The sequence below is a fragment of the Acidovorax sp. Root402 genome (assembly GCF_001425125.1).
Lineage (GTDB): Bacteria > Pseudomonadota > Gammaproteobacteria > Burkholderiales > Burkholderiaceae_C > Acidovorax > Acidovorax delafieldii.
In genome coordinates this window covers 113741-134759 of sequence record NZ_LMDQ01000002.1, presented here as the reverse complement: position 1 = coordinate 134759, position 21019 = coordinate 113741, and the positions used below count along the sequence as shown (strand labels likewise).

The following is a 21019-nucleotide window of genomic DNA, read 5'->3' as shown; positions in this document are numbered from 1 at the left end:
CGCATCATTAAGGGATTCCGCTACAGGCTACTCATACGATCAATGAGTGCTTGAGTATCGGCTGCAGTTAGACCAGTTTTTCCATCCACGAGGAATAGAGAGCGATTGAACGGACGGTACAGCCATGAACGGTCGTCAATAGCCAACCACGGAAACACAGCACGATCATTGCCGCGCAGCCAAGCGCTGCATTCGGCTTCCCTCTCGAAAGCCTTGAGTGAGTCAGGAACGCTTTGCAAGTGGCTGAATGGTGTCGTAACACCGATGATGCGGAGGGCAACATCAGGGGAGAAACGATCACGCAGACTTTCGAGCGGAATTTGGAGGCGCCACGTACTGGTAATCACGACCTCCCAATCGGGAACACTGCGCAGCACTTGCTCGAAGACGGACAGGCAGCAGAAGTGCCGAGACTCGTGGCAGTGCTCCGGATGCAGAACACCGTCAAAGTCCAAGAAAAGTGTTTTCATGCGATAGCCACTCCACACAAACGCAAAAGACCAGACTGGGAGAGAAACCTCCGGATGCGTTAGTTCATTGAATGCGGGACACTCAGAGTTGCACCGCCATTCCGGCCAAATAGGTGATTCAAAGCTGATTGCAATTGATCCGTCGCCATCAGCATTTGCTCCCGATCTCAATCACGCTACTGCCGAATCACACAAGGGCGAAGAGAGTCGTTTCGCAGGGCCTCACCCCAAACGTCGTGCGTCGTTAACCCATACAACCGCAGCAGCTGGTGGTAATGCTCTCGAGCTCGAACGAGGGTGTCATAAACATCTGCAGACCAGTCGAATCGCCCTACCACGTTGACCTGACCTATCAGCTCGCCCAATTCATCCTCGTTCAGTTCGGCGAACAGAAGTGCCTCCAGCGCTGCAAGGTAAATCGTCTCAGATTCGATTCGACGCGCGTTTCGGACTGGCCGATTCGCCCAGGTCTGCGCATGCAGCGCCAAACAGGAGCTTGCCAGGTCGATGCACCAAGCTTCCATTCGATCACCCTGGAGAAAACTACCATCCCCTGCGATAGCCAGCAGTGTCTGATGCACTTGTGATGGTCCCAGATCACGTTGATCAGCAAATGCACACAAAACTGGGAATGGCGTCTTCTTCAACAACGGGCCAAACGCACTAGGTTTGAATTGATCGAGAGTCCGCTTGATCTCAGCGCCTTCTTCTTCGCTCACTTGCGACAGATGAAGGGCCAAGTCAGATGACAGCAACGGATAGATCCATCCCGAGCGCGCATTCCAGCGATCGTGCAGCAACTGCATGATTCGCTCAGCGCCCATCACCTGCAGCGTTTCGCAGGAGACAGCACCATTGCAGCTGCTCAGGCCGACGATTTCAATGGCATCCAGATGCAAATGCAGTGCACTGGCTGGTACGTATTCAGCAACTCGCACGCGCGCGGCCATCTCAGGATCTCGAATTTTCAACGGCTTCAAGAGAACATTCCCAAGCCCCTGGGTAATCAGCTCCCGATAGAAATGCCTTTGATCGCGAAAGCCGCAAGCCCGCTCAAACCCGCCCTTCTCGACCCACAAGTCAAGACAGTCTACGGCTGAGGGACGTGGGTTGGGCAGTGGATCGGCAAACCAGCTCGACCATGTTCGCGAATCGAGTCCACGAATTCCAAGCCCCTGTGGCACGCGGTCCATCACCAGCGCAGCTTGAGGCTCGTTCGCCACATGTGCTTGGCCGAGGACCATATGCTTGAAATGGTTTACCCCTGCCCTCAAGCGCAGTTGGTGCGTCGTTTGGCTTGTCTTGGCGTCCATAGGTGACTCGCATTTTGACTGGAATACGAATCACAGATGCGGCCAGAGTGCCGGCCTGCGCACCGCGTCACACCAGCATGACGCAATTACCACGGTTCTTTTTTCTCAGAAATTGCTGTCGACTTTTTTGTGGACCGCGGGTACTTTTACCGGTGGTTTTGATGGTCGCTTTTCGCCAGAACCATGAGACAGAAACACGCTGCACCCATGACCTTTGGCAACACATCCATCACTTTCGGAGCGCTACTTTTTCAGTTGCGGGAAAGGGCCTTCGTGAGCCAGCGGCGACTGGCCGCCGCAGTTGGTTTGCCAGCTTCGATGGTCAGTGAAATAGAGAACGGTCGACGCCCCCCGCCACCAGACAAATACGTGCTCAGCATTGGGCGAGCCCTGAAAGCGTCATCCAGTGAACAAGCCACCCTATCTGACTTGGCGGCGCGGGAAAGGCAGTCGCTGGGTTTGAAGATAGGCAAGACAACACCAAAGCATGTGGCCTCTCTCCTCAGAGACATCGCCTGCATGAGTCATCAACTTTCGCCCACGCAGGCGAACAACATCAGGGCACAGCTCCTGGAAGGAGGCATCGCGATGAAATAAGAAACGGCAGGACCCCTTCTCAGAAGCCCCGCCGCCCGGGTGCTCAGACCTAAGTCTTCGCGGTTCGCAACGCTACCTTAGCAGATCTGACAACGGGTGTGGGAAACGTTCGCTCCTCACAAGCGAACACCCGAAAGTCAGATCTATGCAGAAAATCACTTTTCGCAGTGCGTTCTTGACGCGCCCGCGCCATGCCACTTGCGTCGCCCGCGCCCCCGGCTTTCAGCGAATAGGCCCTCCAGGCTGTTCAAGGCACGTCGTAATTTTTCTCCTGTCGCCTCCTCAACTCCAGGGAATGGAGGCGACGCGATGAGGACCGAAAAGCGCTTCACGCCCAAAGTCCTCGAACGCTTCCGGAGAGAAGGCAGGGGTACAGGCACATATTCCGATTACACCCCGTGGCACCGCGTTTCGCGGGGCGATCCTTCAAGTAAGGGACGCTCCCACCTCATCGTCTGGATGGATCGACAGCGGGAGCTTCTGTCTGACCAGGAATGGGGGGGGCTGAATTTCGCCGGCTTAGTTCCAGGCCTGGTCGATCTTGCCGAGCAGTTTCCGATAAGCCAGGACTCCGCCTCGCATGATCTCTCTCGGTGGCAAATCGGCGGTGGTCTTACGCAATTCCCTGGAACATTGGAGATAGCCGGCAATCTGGGTATCAAGCACCCTGCGCTGAAAGACGGCGACGAAACCCATGTCTGGACCAGCTCCACTGATTTGCTGCTCGTCATACGCACTCAACGCGGCGGGCTTGGGCTGCTCGCTGTCTCGTGCAAACCATCCAGCGCCCTCACAAAACGGGCCAAAGAGTTGCTCCGCCTGGAGAAAACCTATTGGAATCTCCGGGGCGTGGAGTGGCTGCTCATCACGCCAGAGCAGTACGAAAAGAGTGTTGGTCTAACCCTGCGACGAAGCTCGCCGTGGGGATTTGACGAGCCAGCAGGTACTTCAGAAATCCAGATGGCCTGCAAAGTGGTGCGCTCTGCACCTTGGCATGCCTTCTCTGACATCGTCCAGCACCTGACTGACCGATTGGGAGGAGAAGCGCACCGCCATCAAGCGCAGCGGGCAATTTGGCAATCGATCTGGCGCGGTTTACTACCTGTGGATTTGCGCCGCGGCTGGAGGCCTCACCACCCCCTGAGCTTGATTTCGCAGAAAGAGTTCGTGTCCCTCAACCCAATTCTGGCGCGGAGGTCGGCATGCATCTGATGCACAACCAAGCGTTCAAGTTGACGACGGTGGCGCTGGGACTCCCCGAAGGCATCTTTCGGATCGTTGTGGATGATTCCTCCACAGACATCACCTACTGCGTTTTGATCAAGCAAGAGTCCCCGCGAACAAACGTACGAGGAGGCAGACCCCGCATCGAAGACCGAAAACTCAAGCGAAAAAAAAGAATTCCCCAGAAATCGCTAGTTGGCACCTTGTACGCAATTTGTCGGAAAGATCTCATTGAGCTCATAGAGTCACATGCAGCGATCTCCATTAGCCTTGAGCTTCCCGGTCTGTACTACACACCGATTGATCAACTAAGCGCACAAAATGCTTTCGACAAGCGTTGCCGGGTTATGGAGCAGTTCCTTGACAACGAGACACTCAAGGAATCCATTCTGATTCACGGGAATTTGGGGCACTTAGTACGCGAGGCGATCAAGCAACACAACGTCAGTAAATCGTACGTATACAAACTCTGGTCCATTCTGTGCACTTTTGGACTCACCAAAACAAGTCTCCGCACTCGTTTTGACAAGTGCGGTGCGCCCGGAGAACGACGTTATCTTTCAGCCAGCAGCACAAGAAAGAAGGCCGGCAGAAAAACATTTGCGCAGCGACTCTCCAAGCTGATTCACGGCTGCTGGGGTGAGCCTGTTCAGCCAGGAATGAGCACTGCCTGGCGGGCAAAAATCATGATGGCGGACAAAGGCATCGCAACGCCAAAGCCTTCGATGCCGGAGCGCCACAAACGCATCATCGCCAGCCAGTTCACCACGGCGATGCGCTATGACGACAACGGGAACATCGTCGCAATCGATCTTGAAAAAGGCCAGTACCCCAACTACCAACAGGTGAAGCGGGTTCTGACGGAAGGCATCGAGGAGATCTACCGAATCCGCGAAAAGACCAGCAGCGGACATTTCGAACGCGCGCTCCGCGGCTTGAAGGGCTACAGCTGGGAGGGTGCCGAGGGACCAGGGCTTATGTACGCCATCGACTCCACCATCGGGGACGTGTACTTGCGATCGTCAATCGACCCCAACTGGATCATCGGACGCCCCATCGTGTATGTCATTGTGGACGTTTTCTCGACTGCTGTGGTGGGCTTCTACGTCTGTCTCACTGGGCCCAGTTGGGACACCGCGCAGGTCGCGATTTTCAACACTGTCGCATCGACTGACCTGCTGAGCGATCTGTGGGGATACGACATGCGCCAGTCTCTGTTTCCGGCCCCTACCCTTCCTGCAAGACTACTCTGTGATCGGGGGGAGTATCTGTCCATACTGGCACGGGCGACAGGCATGGCTCTGCTCACTACTCTCAGCTACACCGCGCCCTTCCGTCCCGACCTGAAGGGCGTGGTGGAGGTCATGCACCGCATCATGAAGAACGTCCAGTACAACTTCATTCCAGGCGCTATGGACGCTCGACGGAAAGAGTACGACTTGCGTCGCTCAAACCCCGCAGCGGCAACCATGTCGGTACGTCAGTACATGCAGTTTCTTCATGAATGCTTCTATGTCTACAACCTGACGGCGGATCGAAGCAAACGCCTGGACGCACACATGGTCGCGCAAGGTGTTTTCCCCAGCCCCGCAGGGCTGTGGCATTGGGGGCATGACATGGGGATTGGCTTCTCTCGCGCACAGTCGCAGGCGGAGTTAATCACGCAACTGCTCCCAACAGGCAATGCACGCGTCACTCGGAACGGTGTCGTTTTTCGGACGAATCGCTATAGCGCGCCGGTCGTAGAAACTGAGCAATGGACAACTCGCGCACGATCAGTCCGGGGCAGTTGGGAAATCCCGGCCCAGTACTACCCAGGCTCAGTTTCACGCATCTGGACTCCGTACGAAAGCGGAAATGGGCTGATCGATCTCACCATCTCCGACCATTCCCGAGCCGATCCCGCGCTCACCCACGACGAGATGGTTGACGCATTTGCGTTCCAAAAGCTCAAGGCCGCCGACGTTGAACACCAACGTGTGCAGGAAGCGGTGCTTGGCTACTACCGCATGGAGTCAATCCGCAAGCAAGCCATTGAGGAGACACGCGCTGCACGTCAACGCGCGCGGGGGATCACTCCCACAATCCGTGAAGCTCGTGCAATCGAAAATGAGTTTGCTGGTCAACTGATGGTGGGTGAGGTCCGCGGAACGGCGAAGACACGCTCGGAGTCCAAATCCAACTATGACGCGATGATGGGCGACTTAGTCAAAGCAATGGATGCGGAGGCCATGCATGACTAAGCGCGCACCTGAAACCGTCGCAGTGCACGACCCTTACGCAGGAAATTCACTCATCGCCCAGCTTGGACCGATACGTTCACGGCCCGACGCACTCAAGGCATTGGTGGAGTTCCCAGCTCGTCCACCCAAAGACATCGCGTCTATTCCGCGCCACGTCCGCCTACACATGCTGACGAGTGTGCGCGATCTGCATGTACCCAGTTTGGAAGAGCTGCAGTTGTACGAAACGATGGACATGATGATCCGTCAGAACTACCACCACCTGCAACCCTCGTCATCAAGTACATGGAGCATGATCAGTGGCGAGGAGGCCCGCTTTAGGCCACCGGTAACGGCACCAAGCTACGGTGCAGCAGTTGTGGGTGTTTCGGGCTCTGGCAAGACACAAGCGATTCGCAGATGCCTCTCCACATTCCCTCAAACTATCCAGCACACTTCATTTTTTCGGATGGTCAATGGCTTGCAGCAAGTAGTTTGGCTCTCGTTGGATGTTCCTGCGGGGGGCAAAGCCACCGATCTGGCCGCGGCGCTGATGACGGCATGGAAGAAGGCGACAGACAGCACCCGCTTTGACAAGACGCTGGCTGGTGAATGGCGCAATGGGCCACAAATGCTGGACGAGTGGCGGCAAGTCGCCTCCAGTCATTTTCTTGGCCTTCTGCACCTGGACGAGATTCAGAACCTGTTCAAGCTTCCTACGCTCAAGTCCAGAAGCAAAAGAAAGCTCGGCGAACCTCCGCCAGAGCTGCGGATCATTGATGACCAGTCACTCAAGTGGATTTTGACGGCCTTGAATGAATGGCAGATACCTCTGCTGGTCTCAGGTACACCGGACGGCTTCGGCGCGTTGACCAAGCGCTTGAGCAACACTGAACGCATCGTCACCTCCGGGTACCACGCCTTCAAGCATTTCTGGGGAGATCATGATGCGGCGTTCCGGCAGCACTTTCTGCCGAGACTCGGACACTACCAGTACGTAGCTCGCCCAATAGCTATCAATGAAGCATTGGGTGATCTGATCCTCGAAAGAACTGCAGGCGTTCAACGTTTGATCATTGCGCTTTGGATTGCCGCGCACCGTGTGGCGTTCGAGCGCAATGACGACGATCTTCGTCTCGATGACTTCAAGGCGGCTGCAGATACCTATCTGGCTCCAGTGGCTCAGGCCGTTGCTGCGCTTCACAGCAATGACCCAGGACGGCTATCAATGTACGAAGACCTTTCTCCGGAGGACCACAGCTTTTGGGCTCAGTTCTGGAGCAACATTTCGCGGAACTGAGGGACTGCCAGCACAGCCCCTTGCTCCAGTCTGACGGGGAGCCGACCTTTCGCTTGGCGCGCCCTTGGCCGGATGCTTGTCTTCAGACTCATCCGCCCAAGGGCTATTGCCATCTTTGGACTACATTGACGCATCAGCGCATCAAAACGAGCCTCAGTGACACCCGCTATCTTCAAGCAGGACGTGTAGGGCAGCTTGTCCAGGTAGTACGCTTTCAACGCTGCGACAGGCCCAACATCAGCCGTCTCATCCCACTCAGGTAGGCTGGGTAACCCAAGATCACACAGCGCCTTTCGTACCGTATGAAGCGGTAACTCAAGCAGCTGCGCGACTGCTGAATGAACTCCCTTCGCTGCGACATACTGCGCCAGCAAATCATCTACTCCTGGAACACTCGGTTTCGCTAACCGTGGCCGCCATGACGGCGCTACTTGCCCATTGCAGGCGTCAACCAAGGCGTGCAAGGCTTGGTCAGCGCTCTCAAACAGGACAGACAGCACGAGCAGGTAGGCGATCACAGACGAGGCTGATTTGCGCAGGTAGAGGGTTCCATCCACCTGGTGGAGATAGCTACCTGGATCCTTTGCAACCACTTCGTGAAATACGGTACCAAGCCAATTCTCTGGAAACAGCTCCTTTATCCGATCACTGATCAGTGTCCCTTGTTTCGAACAAGCGTTAGGTTTGAAACCCTGCGCACTCCCAGTATCGCGAAGAAGTGGAGCGATGAGGGCAACATCGAGAGGAACCGGCCGATCATAGAGAGCCGAGGCAAGTTCTAAGAACCGATTCACATGTGCATTGTTGACTGCAGGCGTTACCCACTCTTGAGGTATTTGCTCTGATTTCCCGATATAGGCCGCAGGGGCGTCAAGGAAAGGATCTTTTCCGGCGACGAAGCTCAGTGGCTTCGAGTGTTTGGAACACCACAGCTGACCTGGAGTCTGCAGGTCCCTGCGCCAATAGGCGGTCCCATGAAATTGAATATCTGCTCGAACGCACTCCTCGCAGAAGAAGGCCGCCGGATACTTGCGCAGGGTGCCACTGACATACAGCAGGCTTGTGCGTTCACCACATCCATGAACAAGCTTTGGAAGATAGGAGGTAATCCCTCTGCGCAACGGCAGTGTCGTGTGACACTGCGCGAAGTGCTCGGTTGTCATTCCCGCCATCCTGCTGAGACGCTCGTGCGTTGTGAGGTCGCGGCGTGTCCGCCCTTCCTCGCCAAAGTGCGCAGCAATCGCCTCCACCGCGTCCTTCGGAGTGCGGTATCCATTGATCCGCATGATCCTCCCCAAGTAGCCACGGTCCATCTCTTCTGGCAATGGTGCTGGCTGCACAAGCATGTTCATCAGCTGTCTCCGTATCAGATCAAGCGGGTTTGAGAATCGCCAGGGATCGAATCACGGCAGCCAATGCCTTGGCATGCGATGCAGACCCGTCCCAAGTGGCCTGCAGGGCTTCAATCAACTCTCGATTGCTGCGAACGGTTTCGGCGCTGACGCCACCTTCGAAGCGCTCCACAAAAAGGCACACCTCTTCAAACAGACGTGAGGCTCTAACGCCCTCTCCCTTGAGGATGCGGCTCACCTGAGATTGACTGGCCCCTACGTGGACGGCGATGTCCGCTTGGGCTATTCCATGGGCCAAACAAATACGACGAGCGTTTGCTGCGCGTGCTCTGATTTCCGATCCAATCATGCATAAAGCATAACCCATTACATATATACATATCAAGCACGAAGCGGAGTCAACAATGGATGGGTCTCAGCGAAAAAGATCTTGGGATGGACGATTGGCACTCAGAGCTGCTTTGATGGCTTCTAGAGTGCGCGGCAATCGGGGCAGTTGGGCCTGCTTTGCCCGCAGGTCAGGTATTTGCTGGCACAACTGCCAGAGGTGTATGCGCGAGACGCCCTGCTCCTCCATCAGGCGCAACGCGGCTTCACGAACCAGGATGCAGAGTTGCTCATCTCGGGCTACCCAATCCACTGAGGGCGGTCGGGAGCGCTGGGATTCAGGAAGTGGATCCGGTTTGTGAGCGTCCAACCAGGCGCGGTCATTTCGATAGAGCCACGCATAGGTGCGTGGATCCATGGTGCGCATCCACTTGACCCCGAGATTTCCAGAGGACTGAAACAGCTCAAGCCAACGATTTCGAGCATGGGCCCTCGCTTTTTCGCTTCGCGCTTCAGACCAGTCAGCATGCAGCTTTTCCTCACTGAGCAGCAAACGGGTGACGGTCCCGACAGAGACTCCGGCTCGAGATGCCACTTGTTCTTTGTCAGCCCCTTTGCGTAGCTCCCGGATGGCTCTAGCACGCACATCTGTGGACAGCTTCTGTGGTCGGCGTGAAATCGCTATCCCTGCCTTTGCAGCCCACATGAGCGCTGTTTGCGGGTCAACACCAACAAGGCTCGCTGCCTTGCGCACCGATTCCCCCTCTTCCTGAATGAGACGATGCAGGTGGTCCATTCGCGGGTCAATGACGGCGAACCCGGGCAACACCTTGTTTGGGGCGGTTGATTGGGTATGAGCACCCCTGGATTTGATTGCAAGATCGAACCGTTGTGCAGTGCCGAACAGCCAATGGATAAGGAGCAGGTGCCGGATGGGATGGGTTCCCGAGCGAGGAGGTCTCAGCAATCGACCCAATTGCGTCGCCATCTCTTCCTCATCTTGGGCGAGCGGCGAAAACTCCGGAATGCATCTGAGTGGCTCGCAGTAGCTGAGGAAGGCTGTCGCGATCTGTCCTGTGCGCAAGCTTGCGGCACCAGCAACCCATCCACGCGCCCGAAATTCTTCGCGGTAGACCTCGTACAGATCTCTCAACAGCAGTGGCTGGAATGCTCCTGATTGAACAAGATGCTCAATGAGCTCTGCGAGGCTCAACAACAAAGAGCACGAAGCTGTTTCGGGGGACTTCGCGCTTGCGGAATGCAAGTCAGCCAAGCGCGGCAAGAGCCATTGGAAGCGCTCGACTCCATTGGCTTTAAGGGCTGATTGAAGCAACGGCTGCTGGTGTGCCGTACAGATCCACACACCCGGGAACTGGTGCTTCAAATGCCAATAAGCCCATCCGGTCTCGCGGAGGTCTTGCTCCATGCATTGCGCGCAAGCCTTGAGGGGATGGTTGGCGCGAAATCGGCTTGTGAGGATGCCCAGGCGCAGCTTCAGATGGGCCACACTGGTACTGGACATACACGCGACAGCGTTTGCAGTCTCGTCTGGTGGGGCGAAGGCCGCGTAGAAATTGAGCAGTGTTCGCTCTCTCGCTATGGAATCGACCTCACCAAGCAATGCATTCGTGCGTTGAGCGAAGGCACAAAGACTGTTGGGTAGATCGTGGTGAACACCGGCACGTGCGCTGCCGAACATCAGTTGGCAGGTTTGCGCGGCTGTGACATGCCCCCAAAGCTGATGATGACGGCTAACCAGACTGAAGAATGTCTCGTCAGGCAGCCAGGACAGGAGCTGGTACTCGGGAAAGAGTTTGTCCGTTTCTGGCATCGCGGTAGGCTATGCCGAAGGAGGTCGCTCCGCAAGGTGTCTTGGCTTGCCGGATCGGGAGTCGCCGCCGCTGGTCACTCAGGTGAAGGTTCGGCTCGATGTCGGCAATGCAGCGATTGCTGCCGCTGGCGGCCTTAACTTGAACGCTTCTTAACAGCGGGAAAGCAGTCGTTCATTCAACGTCACGACCTATCAACTCAGCCGCCGAATGCTCTTGCCCGATCGCAGACTAAAGGGCCACTGGGATTTTGGCCGCCTGAGAGCCTGGGTCGTATCGGGCCCAGAACGCATGAAGTGCATAGGCGAACAGTGAGTGCATGTAGTTACAGATTGGCCGAAGTGCCTCTGTGGCAACTCCATTTTGCAAACAAGTGATGAGATCTGTCAGACATGACAATCCGCGATCACGCGCTGCACATCATCACGAACGGAATCGCGTATGTATCGGCGAGGAAATTTTCCGTCACAGCCAGAAGTCTCAACTGCTCATTTGAAACTCGGGACTTCGAAACGCCTGGCTGCGCGATATAGATCTTGATTTTGACCTCTGACTGCCGACTCATTTCACGGATCTGTAGCAGCTGGGCCTCTGCGCCACGCTCAAATCGAGTCGGGGCACCGCGGCTCACTCGTTGATCGTTGCGACTTAGCAGATGGGTAAAGAGGCCTGTACGACGCCCGTAAGAGGTCAACCATGAAGTACTTCGTTGGGCCTGTCCGCAGACAACGTAGAGATCATCAATCCTTGCGCCCGGGTCGCCTCCCGCATACTTCAGGTGGTAAAACTCGACTTCAATGATCGGCAAGGCTGGCTTGCTGCGGTCGACTCTGATCGCCACTATATCGGCTGCTTCACCGGCCCCATCGTCGTCGAAGATCACTTCGTACGCCGGGTCCTGCTGGAGGAGACCAATTACATGATGCTGGATTGTCCCTGGCACGCGAGTTGGTCCTTGCGACTCAGTGCGAATATCGACGCCGGTCCAGTCCAGCACCTTTAAGAGTTCTGGACTGTAGGGACGGATGGCCTCTGATGGAAGTTGCGTGAACTCGCAGCCCTCAAGCGAGGAGCCGTCGGCAAACCAAATGGTCGGAGGATGGTCGTTGAAAAACTCCACAAGCGAGTGCTCTTTGGACCCAAGGGCAATTTTGAGAGCAACCCCTCGCTCCTGCACGAAGCGGAAATCAAAGGCACCTTCATCCGAGAACAACTCAAGACGTAGAACACTCTCCCATTGATCCGAGAAAACTCTTATCAGTAGTGGACCGTCAAGTTCGCGAGTCAATGATTCGATGTCAACATTCGTTGACGGCACATCAACCACGCTCAGACCCCAGAACCTGCAGCCTGATTCCGGGCGCTCCAGGACTTCATTGGGCCAATCTACAGCGATAGCAGTCATCGCCGGAACCCGTCCCACGGGCTCGGGTTTCAGTGTTCCTCGCAGTACCAGATCCGGGTCGATGGAGTCGTCCATGATCTTTGCACCAACCCCGCGTGCCCAGTTCGCAAACGTGTCCACCCTCAGCCTCAAATTGGACCAGACACGCCCTCTCTTTGCAGCACCGATGGAAACCATTGCGCCATGCTCAAAACCGCCGCCAGAGAGTACAGCGCGTTTGACTCCACGACGTGCTGCTTGGCCAATTCGAGATTCAACATCAGAGCCCATGCGTCCCGTGTACCGCACCTGCCGCCCCAAATACTCACTAAGTCCAACGTTGTTCAAAATCAGTCGTTTGATTCCATGGAAGCAGCGGAACACTTCAGGTGCCACTACCAAGTGGACATTAGTGCCGCAAACGGCCTTAGCGAATTCCCGATACTCGCCATTCAACCCTGACCCATGAAGATAAAGCAGGTGCCGCTCGCGATCCCACACTGCGATGACTAGCTCCCAAACAGTTTCGCGTACTGATTCGACGTCGCTCCAACGCACAGCCTGTTCGGTCGCAGTGAGGATCACCAAAGTGTTTTGATTCGCGTTGAGGGAGTGATATACCTTGTCGCGCGCACTCAGCCCGCGCATGCCGCGTCTGAACTTTTCAGGTGTCCAGTTGGCACACTCGGTTTTGTATACGACCATGCTAGCGGCCGGCCGGAGGTCCTTGAGTGGCACCTCGTCCAAGAATGAGCTAAAGCCGCGAAAGAATTCTTGCGAAGATCGCTCCGCTTCTATCGCTGTTGCACTTAAGTCGGGGAGCAACTCGTTCCAATCAGGATCCTGGGCATACAACTTGCGCAACTCTTCGCGAGCATCGATCAACGCGACATTCGCGATGAAGACAGGATTCCCCAGATCTGCGCGAGCACGCGTGAAACGCCCAGCAAGCTGCAATGTGACTGCCAGACTCTTTCGGATATCGTGAAAAGCTGCAATTTTGAGTTCTGGCAGATCGAAGCCCTCTCCGAGCATGTCTACGCACACGACAATCCGAGCCGTTCCGTCGAAGAGTTGACGCTTTGCCTCCTGCTGCGCCTTGGCCGACATGCGTGAGTGGATTGCGACTGCCTTGTATCGCCCAAAGGACTCGTAAAGCTCAAGGATCCTTGATGCTCGCTTGGTGTCGCTTACTCGCGCCATCACTATGTGCCGACGGGAGGTGTCAATGTCTAGCTCGTTCAACGCGGCGAGCGCAATTTCTCGGTCGCCATTTTCAACATTAAATTCGCTCACTTGGCGAAAGCGTATAGGCCTGAAATAGCCTTCCTGTTGGGCTTTTCGAAGCGGATAGACGTAGACAAGCTTGCCGTCGATAGCTTGACCATCTTCGCGAAACGGCGTCGCGGTGAACTGCAGCACCAACTTGTCTGCAAAGCGCTCGCGAAGTGCTTTCCAGGTAGCGGCTTCAGCATGATGCGCCTCGTCGATGAATAGGTGGCTGCATAGAGAGGCTATTCGCTCATGGATTGCTGGCGAACAAGTGCCCAGCAATTGGCTGGTTGTCACGATCACATTGCAGGAGCAGAAAAAGCCGTCAACGTCTTCAACAGTGATCGGTTTGGCGGTCAAGGTGCCGACAACTGGGCGCAAAGCACTCTTCTCCAGAATGCCATTAACGATCTTCAAGAGGCCCAGCGTCTCGAACTTTCCGGAGAGTTGCGATCGCAGCGCATCCGTGGGGACGACAACCAGTACCCGTTTGCAGCGTGCTGACGTCAGCACTCCGAGCATTGTCTCTGTCTTGCCTGTCCCGGTGGGCATAACAACTGTCGCTGTTTCAGTGCTCGTCGACCAGTGCGCATGAACAGCGTGCAGCGCACCGATCTGCGGGTTGCGCAGCCCTAAAACTCCGTGATCTGGGTCTTCCTCAAAATACCGAAATGCATTTGACCAAGACGCGAGCACTCTCTCTGCGAGGTTAGCGCCCGTCCCGACCTGGGGGTTGATTGCTGGATGGAAGACCCACTGGCCGTTAGTTAAATCTTGTTCAGCTTCTGTGTCTTCGTAGCTCGCGATGAGAACCGGTGCATCATTTGGGAACGAAATAGTTTTTGGTCGTGCGGGGAAGAGGTAGAGCAGATTTAAGCCATTGGAGTCCCTAATGATGATTCCAATATCCTTCTCCAACGTATACCTGATTGCACAACCTTCGATGAGCCTCTGTGGCTCAGTGATTTGCCGAACTCGGCCCAAGCGCGACTTTATTTCTACGGCGAAGACCGCCGGCAACTTAACCCGCATCAAATCTCCCGTTTTTTGATTACCTGACTTCACCTATGCGCCGGGAAAATAAAATCACAAAAAAACATAATATCTCTCCAACTTCTATAAAAGTACGAAACAGGCTTGGGTGCACCGGAGCCGTAGGTGTTGGTGTCTACTGCTGCCGCCCTATGGCAGCGACCAGCCTGTTGATACTGGTATGGTGCTGAAGCCAAACGCCGGTCAGGGGTGCAGTCCGAACTCCCGAAATACTGCTCGGACAGCAGCCAGGTAGGGCTCTGTCTTGTCGAGGTGGCTTTGAGCCTCTTGCATCAGAGTTCTCACCTGCTTGTCCAGAAAGGAACGCATCGCCGGGTCGGCAGTGGCCTGAGCTTTCGCGGCAATCTCACTCGCTTGCTGGAGAGCCGCTCGCACTCGCGTTTGCTTCTTTTCCCGCTGCTCGACCAAGTCCTTCCGCGCGAGTCCATAGACCTCGATCGATGCTTCTCCCTTACGACTTGGAGTTCCAACTGCGTCCAGCGCAGGCCGCACCAACCCCTTGTCGAGGAATTCAAGGTGCTGCTCGGGATCGTCGTCGCAGGGATTCAGAAGCAATGGCTCCTCCCGATTTTTTGACCTGTGACTGCGCCAGCGTCGGGACTCTTCAGCAATCGGAAATAGGTTCGCCTTGCCCGATACGCCTGTTGCTCTGTCGACGAACTCTTTGGTTCTTTTGCGATTACAGTCGCTGCAAGACGGCAGCAAGTTGCTCCATGCGGCAGCTAGCCAGTAGTACCCCGGCTGCGCAAGCTTTCCATTGACAATGACACCGCCCTTCGGACGGAAGTGTTCAATGTCCTCGGGGCCTCCGGCGGCGTAGTTGAATTCGCAATAGGCGCACTTCTTGTTAAACATCGCGCGCAGTGCCGCGACGACGTCGTCTTCCTTGTAGGCTTTGAACTCGAACTGGATGCCGTTCTTCACCGCTAGGATGGCATCCTTCGTCTCTTTCACACCCTTCGCGTCGATGCCGTCAAGGCTTGCGGGAGTAGGAACTCGATCTACGTGTATCACGTTCCGCTCCCAGCCACAGGCGGTTCATTCCGAACTTCCGCCCACAAGGACTTCAAATGCTCCCGCGCGGCTGCTTGGGTTGCCTCCGACAATGCTTCAAAGTTGGCCTTACTTTGAGCAATCACGGCGTCTGCAGCTTCAAAGACCAGCCGCTCTCTTGGAGTCAATCCAAGGCGCGTACCGTCATCAAGTTGCATGCGCAGCTCATTCAATCTGGCGTCCTGCGCTGCTGTTCTCGAGCGCTGAGCGAGCAAAACGTAGTACTCCTCGAAAAGCGTGTCTATCGCTAAATCTTCGGTGGAGTTCAAGCCGAACAATTCAGAGGTTAGTAGCTGATCGACCCTCATCAACTGCGGAGACGGGAAGTCTGCACTGTCCGCTGTTATGGCGACTACTTTGCCATCCAGAGTTCGTTTAAGCACAGCGACCTCTTCGCGATCTAGCCCACGTAAGGTCAGTGGCTCGTGACTGGTGACGATAAACTGCATGCGAGGAAATACCTCCCCAAGGCGCTGGACAATCCGCATCTTCCATCTTGGGTGGAGATGAGCGTCCACTTCGTCGATTAGCACGATGCCTTCGGCCGAAGCCATGTCCTGCCAACCCAGCCGCATCACGCTCATGATGTCCAGCGCGAGTGCAAGTACCGCTTGATAGCCGCTGCTGAGGGTATCCAGTGTGTCTTTGACTCCAGGCGTTTCGACAAATATTCGGTCACCTCTGCGAGTGAACTTCGCGCCGTCTGCCCGTGGCAAGAGTGCTGACAAAGAGCGTACAAATCTATCGAACTCAGTCTTCTTGGCTTCGTAGAGCCATGGCCGTCCATCACTCAGGCGAGAGTATGGGTCGAAGAGGTTGTTGATCCTGAACCTGGAACTACTGGGAGCGCCATCTTTATCTTGCTTCAGCAAGCGGGTCGCGCCGTACCCGAGCACCATCAGCTTGGGCTCAGGTGGATCCACCTTGATTCGATTGCCTCGCCGAATGAGCGTCATCACAATGGGCTTTGACATCCCTGTTACGTGTACCGTCACTTGTCCACGGCTACATCCACGACGTAGGAGGTCGGTTGCCTTGATACCTGTGCTTTCGACGCCAGCCTGACCAACGAGTGCGCATGCAAGGGCCTGAAGTACTGTGCTCTTGCCGCAGCCGTTTTCACCGAGCAGAACGAGCCACTCGCCAGGTTTGCCGCTGCCAATAGAGGCGCGGAGCGCGAGATTTTCGAATGCCCTGATATTGCGCAACTCGAAACGCTCTATGAACCTCGCTTGGCGGTAGTAGTCATCCGACACATTCTCGGCTGCGATAGAGTAGGACTCGGAACTGACAGTGCGGGTTGTCAGTCCCACCGAAGCATCCTTGATCTCTTTCTTGCGCGAGTTCAGACCGGATACAAGGGCAGTCTCGAAATCGAGAAATCTCTTTGTCAGTCGGTGCAGCTTTGGACTCGCTTTGGATATTTCAACGGCCCATGCCTTCACGTACTGTCGCCTCATGGCTGCAAAGGACTGGTCGGGCTCCGTCATCTTCGCCAGTAGTCCAACAAGGCCCACCAAATGCCGCTCACTAGGCTTGCTCTTAGCCATGAGCGACAGTAGGACGTGCAAGTCATTCTCACGGGCTTTGACCAGCGACTCTCGGTTGAGTCCCAGAACGTCAATGCTTACCCGCCCTCGCTCGTCCTCGCTTGTGACGCGGCCATCGTCCAAAAAGAGCAGCACGCGTGCAGGATCATCGATTCGGGGGTCCAGCAACAGTCGCTTCTCCGCCTCCAACGATGGGCCTACTGCGCCCACCTGGGCCCTCGGCCCTCTCACGGGAAAACGCTGCCCTTTTAAGGTATTGCATTGGCGACAGGCTGGTAGGTAGTTGCTCCACTCGAACATCAGCCACCAGTAGTGGCCGTCGTCAACCTGCCCATCCAAGTTGGTCGCACGCTGCTTTGGCCGAAACGCTTCGATATCGGGATTCTCGATAGGTGTCTCGCAGTAGGCGCATTTCGCAGGCAGCTGATCTTTGAAACCTCGCCGCACATGCGGATAAATGCGAGTACCAATGCGTTGGAAATCAAAGCGCACCTGTGCTCGCGACGAGGACGTTCTCAAGAAAAAGGCCTCCGCTTCCTGTCGCAACAATAGCGCTTCCTGCGACAGAAAAAATTCTGGAGGTCTAGTTTGAGGGAGCTTAATCATGACTGCGTCTCCACCTGCAGACAATACGAAGACTGAGCAATCATGGCGTGTCCGTACTGAGCCAGCATTGAGTTCGACTCTACGATGTGCGCATTCGCCTTAACTGCACGCTGAGGAAATTCAGTCAGCATCTTCACTGCCTCAAGCAGAACTCGTGACGCCATTGCTCAAAAATCGATCCGGACTTGTGTGAATAGTCCATTGACTGGCATCTCTTGCGTAGAGTGAAAATGCGTATCGTGTTTCAGCTCATCTACCAGCGTTTTCCTTGGAACTTCTGTTCGCTTCTCTTCGCTGCCGTGCTTGCCTGCCATGGTCGATAGAACGGAGGTCATGCGGTTCTTTTTCGAGGAGTTTCCACGCTTATTGAAGCCCTTCCAAAGCGACTTCGGCGTGGCATTCAGGCTCCCGTGATGCCCGACCTTGTAGAGATCAACATCTGCCAGCATCTCTGCAACCCCGGGCTGTTCAAGTGCATATGACCAGTTCTCGATCTGCGCATCACCTGGAAACAGCAACCGCTTTCCACCGACCTCGAAAAGCAAGATAAGACTGGTGTTGTTCATCGCCTTGTCCAGCATGGTGACAATGCCAAGAAGCTGATTGCCGCGAGAATTGGAGATGTGCTTCGCCGCCCAGCGTGCCTCTCGTGGCAGCTTGCCCTTTTTGGCGAAAACATAGCTCGCATCAAATGGCCCATGCGTATTGCCGTCGATTGAGTTTGCCGTGGACACTCCACGAGCATGGAAATGCCAAAACTCATCGTTGTCCGTGGCGCGCTGCTTCTTGATGGTCGCGCTTTGATCCACCGTGGGCGGTCCCAGCACGTGAGTCTTTACACCGGGTAGCAAATCCTTAAGAGGATCTTCCATGCCGTAGTACGCGTACGAGCTTTTTCCAGCCTTGCCCATGCCGGCCAGATTCTCAACAGCAGATAGGTTCTTGGTGTTATCCCGCCCAAGAAAATCAAGCCGTTCAGCTAGGCCTCGTGGTAGTCCTCCTGGCTTCTCAGCGGCCAACTTGACGACCTGCTCCGCCACGTTGTTCATGGCCTGAAGCGCGCTAAATGCACGAGTGCTTCCAGCGGTGGATTTCGCATTCTTTGTGCGTGGCCCCGTAGCGTCCGTTGCCAATGCCAAATCCTCAGTCCAAGGCTGCAGCACAAGGCGCGGCTGAAGTGCCCGAATGATGTCTCCAGAGCCATTGCCGTTGGATTTCGTGGCGAACCCGCTAATATGGTCGGCATGCCTGTGTGTGGCAACAACAGCATCCAGTTGCGCTCCCCGACATTTCTCCCTGATATCTTCCGCAACTCTCTGCATTAGCTTTCCACTGTCCGCCTCTGGCGCTCCAGTGGTACCGAAATCAATGAGTACATGCCGCTTGTCTGAGGCGCCATCCCCATACACGAACTGCAACAGAAAGCAGTCGCCAAAGCCTACTTGGTAGGCGAACAGATTGAGATGAGTCGGGCCCTTGGCGAACTTCGTCAAAGCATGAGCCTTTACCCCCGCGCCGGTCTTCGCACGCGCCTTGTTCGTACTCATGCCGAGCCTCCTAAATGGCCTTTGATCGGACGCGATACAGGTTGTGCGCTTTTGGCTCGCGGACTGGACGAAGTTCTCTGCCGTTTGCCTGTGTCATCACAAGAAGCGCAGTGCGCTCGCATTCGATGTAGATTGGCAAAGGCACTGCCTATCTCGGGATCCTCCGTGGGTTCGCCGACCAGGTACTCAAGCCGTTTGCGCTGCCATTGACCATCGTTCATTTGCCTGGCGATGTGATACTTCAACTGGCCATACTGGTCAAACACAAGTGTGCCTGCGCCATAGACGGTCAGTGCCGTATTGGAGTTCACGCCAGGTGGTCGCGGATCCACATTGCAAACTACCTTGAGCTCCGCCCCGAATATGTTGGCGCGGCTGACGTATTCACAGATGGTCTCGCGCAACAGGAAGCCTTCAGGCCCAATGCGTAGGCTGGGGCGTACAGAGACTACTTGGGTGTAGGACCGCTCGTCGACTCCCAGTGCATCTCGGTTTTCCCAGATGAATCGGAACACTTCTTCTGGGTCGCGGAGCATGGATTCAAAGTTCGTCCTCCGGTACTGGATAGAGGCGTGTTGCGAGAAGCCAAGCCAACAGCCACTCGCGTCCGTTCTACTCGCAGGAGGCTCTATTCCGAAGGACCCAAATACTTCTAAGACAGTGTTTCGATAGTGGTACCGCTTGTCATCGGGGGCAATTTCAGCATCTGCTGTGAGCAGTGCTGCAAGGTAGTCCCCGAATTCCAAGTCCAAAGGCGGGCAATAGTCGAGGGCTCGAATTGACATGGTGAGAAGGTGGTCTGCCACCTTGGCCCCCTCGGCCGCAACCTCCACTAGGTTGTAGTAACCATCATCAAAGGTCCCAAGCTCCTCAATGCGACGCAGCCAGATCTGAAGGAACGTACGCATCAGGGCGGCAGCGAGGATTTCCCCTCGGGTGTGCGGCTCTCGAAAGTCTGGAGAGTCGAGCAAGTCGCGTGAGGGCTTCATTCGAACTGATCGACGCAAAGCGTTCGCTCGCATCCCGCCCAGCGCCCGACCAAACTCCTCCGCAAGTCCCATGAGGGCACCGTCGGTCAATGCGCTAGCAGTGAGCGCCCGCCGATGAATCAGAGATTTTCCCTTGCTCTTGATGGCGACACGCTTGGTTCCGTCGTTGAACTGAGCCAAGGCCAGTTCAACGATTTCCTTGAGCGAGAAAATCGACAGCAACGCGACAACATCTGAGAAACCTTCATGAAATGCAGCCTGATCCGGTCCGGAGAAATTCATGAAGCCTGCGCGGAGTCCGTCCAGCAGAGCATGGGTAGTCTCGTGCACGATGATGTCGTGCGAGAGACTCGTAAAGACGAAAGGCTTCACAGGCTCCTGATCGGCTTTGAAGTAGCCGAACATCAACGCGCGGTCTTCACGGGAGTAGAACGCATTGGCATCCACAAAGGCGTGCGGGGCAACATGGAGCTGGTGACCATCGAAACCCCAGTGCACCCGCCGTCCCAGCGCGTACTCAAAACGCGCCAGCGTTCGCATTACCAACGCATAGACGTTCTGCCCGTGAAACGCTGGATTGGCTAGCAATTGGTCTTCCGCCTTTTTGCGGAGCTTGCTCCCAGGAGGTGGAAGCTTGGCCGCAAAAATGTCCTCTAGCCTGCCTTCCGCATCCTCTTGGTATGCGTGGGCCTTGTACAGCACACCGGCCTCAGCATCAAAGTCAACGACCTTGACCCGGTATCCCGTGGGCCCGAGGGCAAGTCGTTCTGCTGGGACATCTACAGTCGCAAATACCCGCTCTCCTGCGGGCCCCGTCACCCCTGGATCTTGGGCCAACACTAAGAACGACTGCTTGCCTGGCTTGATCATCGTCACGGCTGGGCTCCTCTAGACTGCGCGACCTCATGTGGTCGCAATTCGACCTGGAAAG

Annotated in this window: 14 protein-coding genes; 4 read left to right on the top strand and 10 right to left on the bottom strand. The window is 55.7% G+C overall.

Translation table 11 applies throughout. The features are described 5' to 3' along the window. Window positions 1-20: 20 nt before the first annotated feature. Window positions 21-470 carry an HAD domain-containing protein gene (locus ASC83_RS23355; protein WP_082522324.1) on the bottom strand — a complete coding sequence of 150 codons (450 nt, stop codon included), beginning with the start codon at window positions 468-470 and terminating at the stop codon, window positions 21-23. 176 nt (window positions 471-646) lie between these two features. After that, complete coding sequence (locus ASC83_RS03335) at window positions 647-1783, bottom strand: hypothetical protein (RefSeq protein WP_056058039.1); 1137 nt, start codon at window positions 1781-1783, stop codon at window positions 647-649. 207 nt (window positions 1784-1990) lie between these two features. On the opposite strand from ASC83_RS03335, the gene ASC83_RS03330 reads away from it, so the two are divergent. The 4 genes from ASC83_RS03330 to ASC83_RS03315 all read left to right on the top strand — a co-directional run bounded on the left by ASC83_RS03330 (window position 1991) and on the right by ASC83_RS03315 (window position 7126). Next, window positions 1991-2380 carry a helix-turn-helix transcriptional regulator gene (locus ASC83_RS03330; protein ID WP_056058036.1) on the top strand — a complete coding sequence of 130 codons (390 nt, stop codon included), beginning with the start codon at window positions 1991-1993 and terminating at the stop codon, window positions 2378-2380. Between the two features lie 309 nt (window positions 2381-2689). Beyond that, a complete protein-coding gene (locus ASC83_RS03325; protein ID WP_056058033.1) occupies window positions 2690-3592 on the top strand; it encodes a TnsA endonuclease N-terminal domain-containing protein in 903 nt (300 codons plus the stop codon). Beyond that, window positions 3583-5847, top strand: coding sequence for a DDE-type integrase/transposase/recombinase (locus ASC83_RS03320; RefSeq protein WP_056058032.1), 2265 nt, complete (start codon window positions 3583-3585; stop codon window positions 5845-5847). Before ASC83_RS03325 ends, ASC83_RS03320 begins: the two co-directional genes overlap by 10 nt. Beyond that, window positions 5840-7126, top strand: a complete 1287-nt coding sequence (locus tag ASC83_RS03315; RefSeq protein WP_056058029.1) for an ATP-binding protein — start codon at window positions 5840-5842, stop codon at window positions 7124-7126. Before ASC83_RS03320 ends, ASC83_RS03315 begins: the two co-directional genes overlap by 8 nt. Here the strand turns inward: ASC83_RS03315 and ASC83_RS23350 are convergent. From ASC83_RS23350 to ASC83_RS03280, 8 genes are all read right to left on the bottom strand, one after another. Next, a complete protein-coding gene (locus tag ASC83_RS23350; RefSeq protein ID WP_082522321.1) occupies window positions 7096-8478 on the bottom strand; it encodes a TniQ family protein in 1383 nt (460 codons plus the stop codon). The genes ASC83_RS03315 and ASC83_RS23350 overlap by 31 nt on opposite strands. 19 nt (window positions 8479-8497) lie before the next feature. Beyond that, entirely contained in the window at window positions 8498-8827 is a 330-nt protein-coding gene (locus ASC83_RS03305) for a hypothetical protein (protein WP_056058023.1), read from the bottom strand. Window positions 8828-8893: 66 nt separating this feature from the next. After that, window positions 8894-10636 (bottom strand): TnsD family Tn7-like transposition protein, encoded by a 1743-nt coding sequence (locus tag ASC83_RS23345; protein WP_082522320.1) that lies wholly within the window; start codon window positions 10634-10636, stop codon window positions 8894-8896. 404 nt (window positions 10637-11040) lie between these two features. Further along, the gene (locus ASC83_RS03300) at window positions 11041-14355 is read right to left on the bottom strand and encodes a DEAD/DEAH box helicase (protein WP_235509307.1); all 3315 of its coding nucleotides are present in this window, start codon (window positions 14353-14355) and stop codon (window positions 11041-11043) included. A 171-nt stretch (window positions 14356-14526) separates the two neighbouring features. Then, a complete protein-coding gene (locus ASC83_RS03295; protein WP_156379411.1) occupies window positions 14527-15297 on the bottom strand; it encodes a retron system putative HNH endonuclease in 771 nt (256 codons plus the stop codon). A 56-nt stretch (window positions 15298-15353) separates the two neighbouring features. Then, a complete protein-coding gene (locus ASC83_RS03290) occupies window positions 15354-17552 on the bottom strand; it encodes an AAA family ATPase (protein ID WP_056058016.1) in 2199 nt (732 codons plus the stop codon). Window positions 17553-17719: 167 nt separating this feature from the next. Then, window positions 17720-19099, bottom strand: coding sequence for an MBL fold metallo-hydrolase (locus ASC83_RS03285; protein ID WP_082522319.1), 1380 nt, complete (start codon window positions 19097-19099; stop codon window positions 17720-17722). Beyond that, the gene (locus ASC83_RS03280) at window positions 19096-20964 is read right to left on the bottom strand and encodes a hypothetical protein (protein WP_056058013.1); all 1869 of its coding nucleotides are present in this window, start codon (window positions 20962-20964) and stop codon (window positions 19096-19098) included. The genes ASC83_RS03285 and ASC83_RS03280 overlap by 4 nt, the downstream gene beginning before the upstream one ends. Window positions 20965-21019 lie beyond the last annotated feature (55 nt).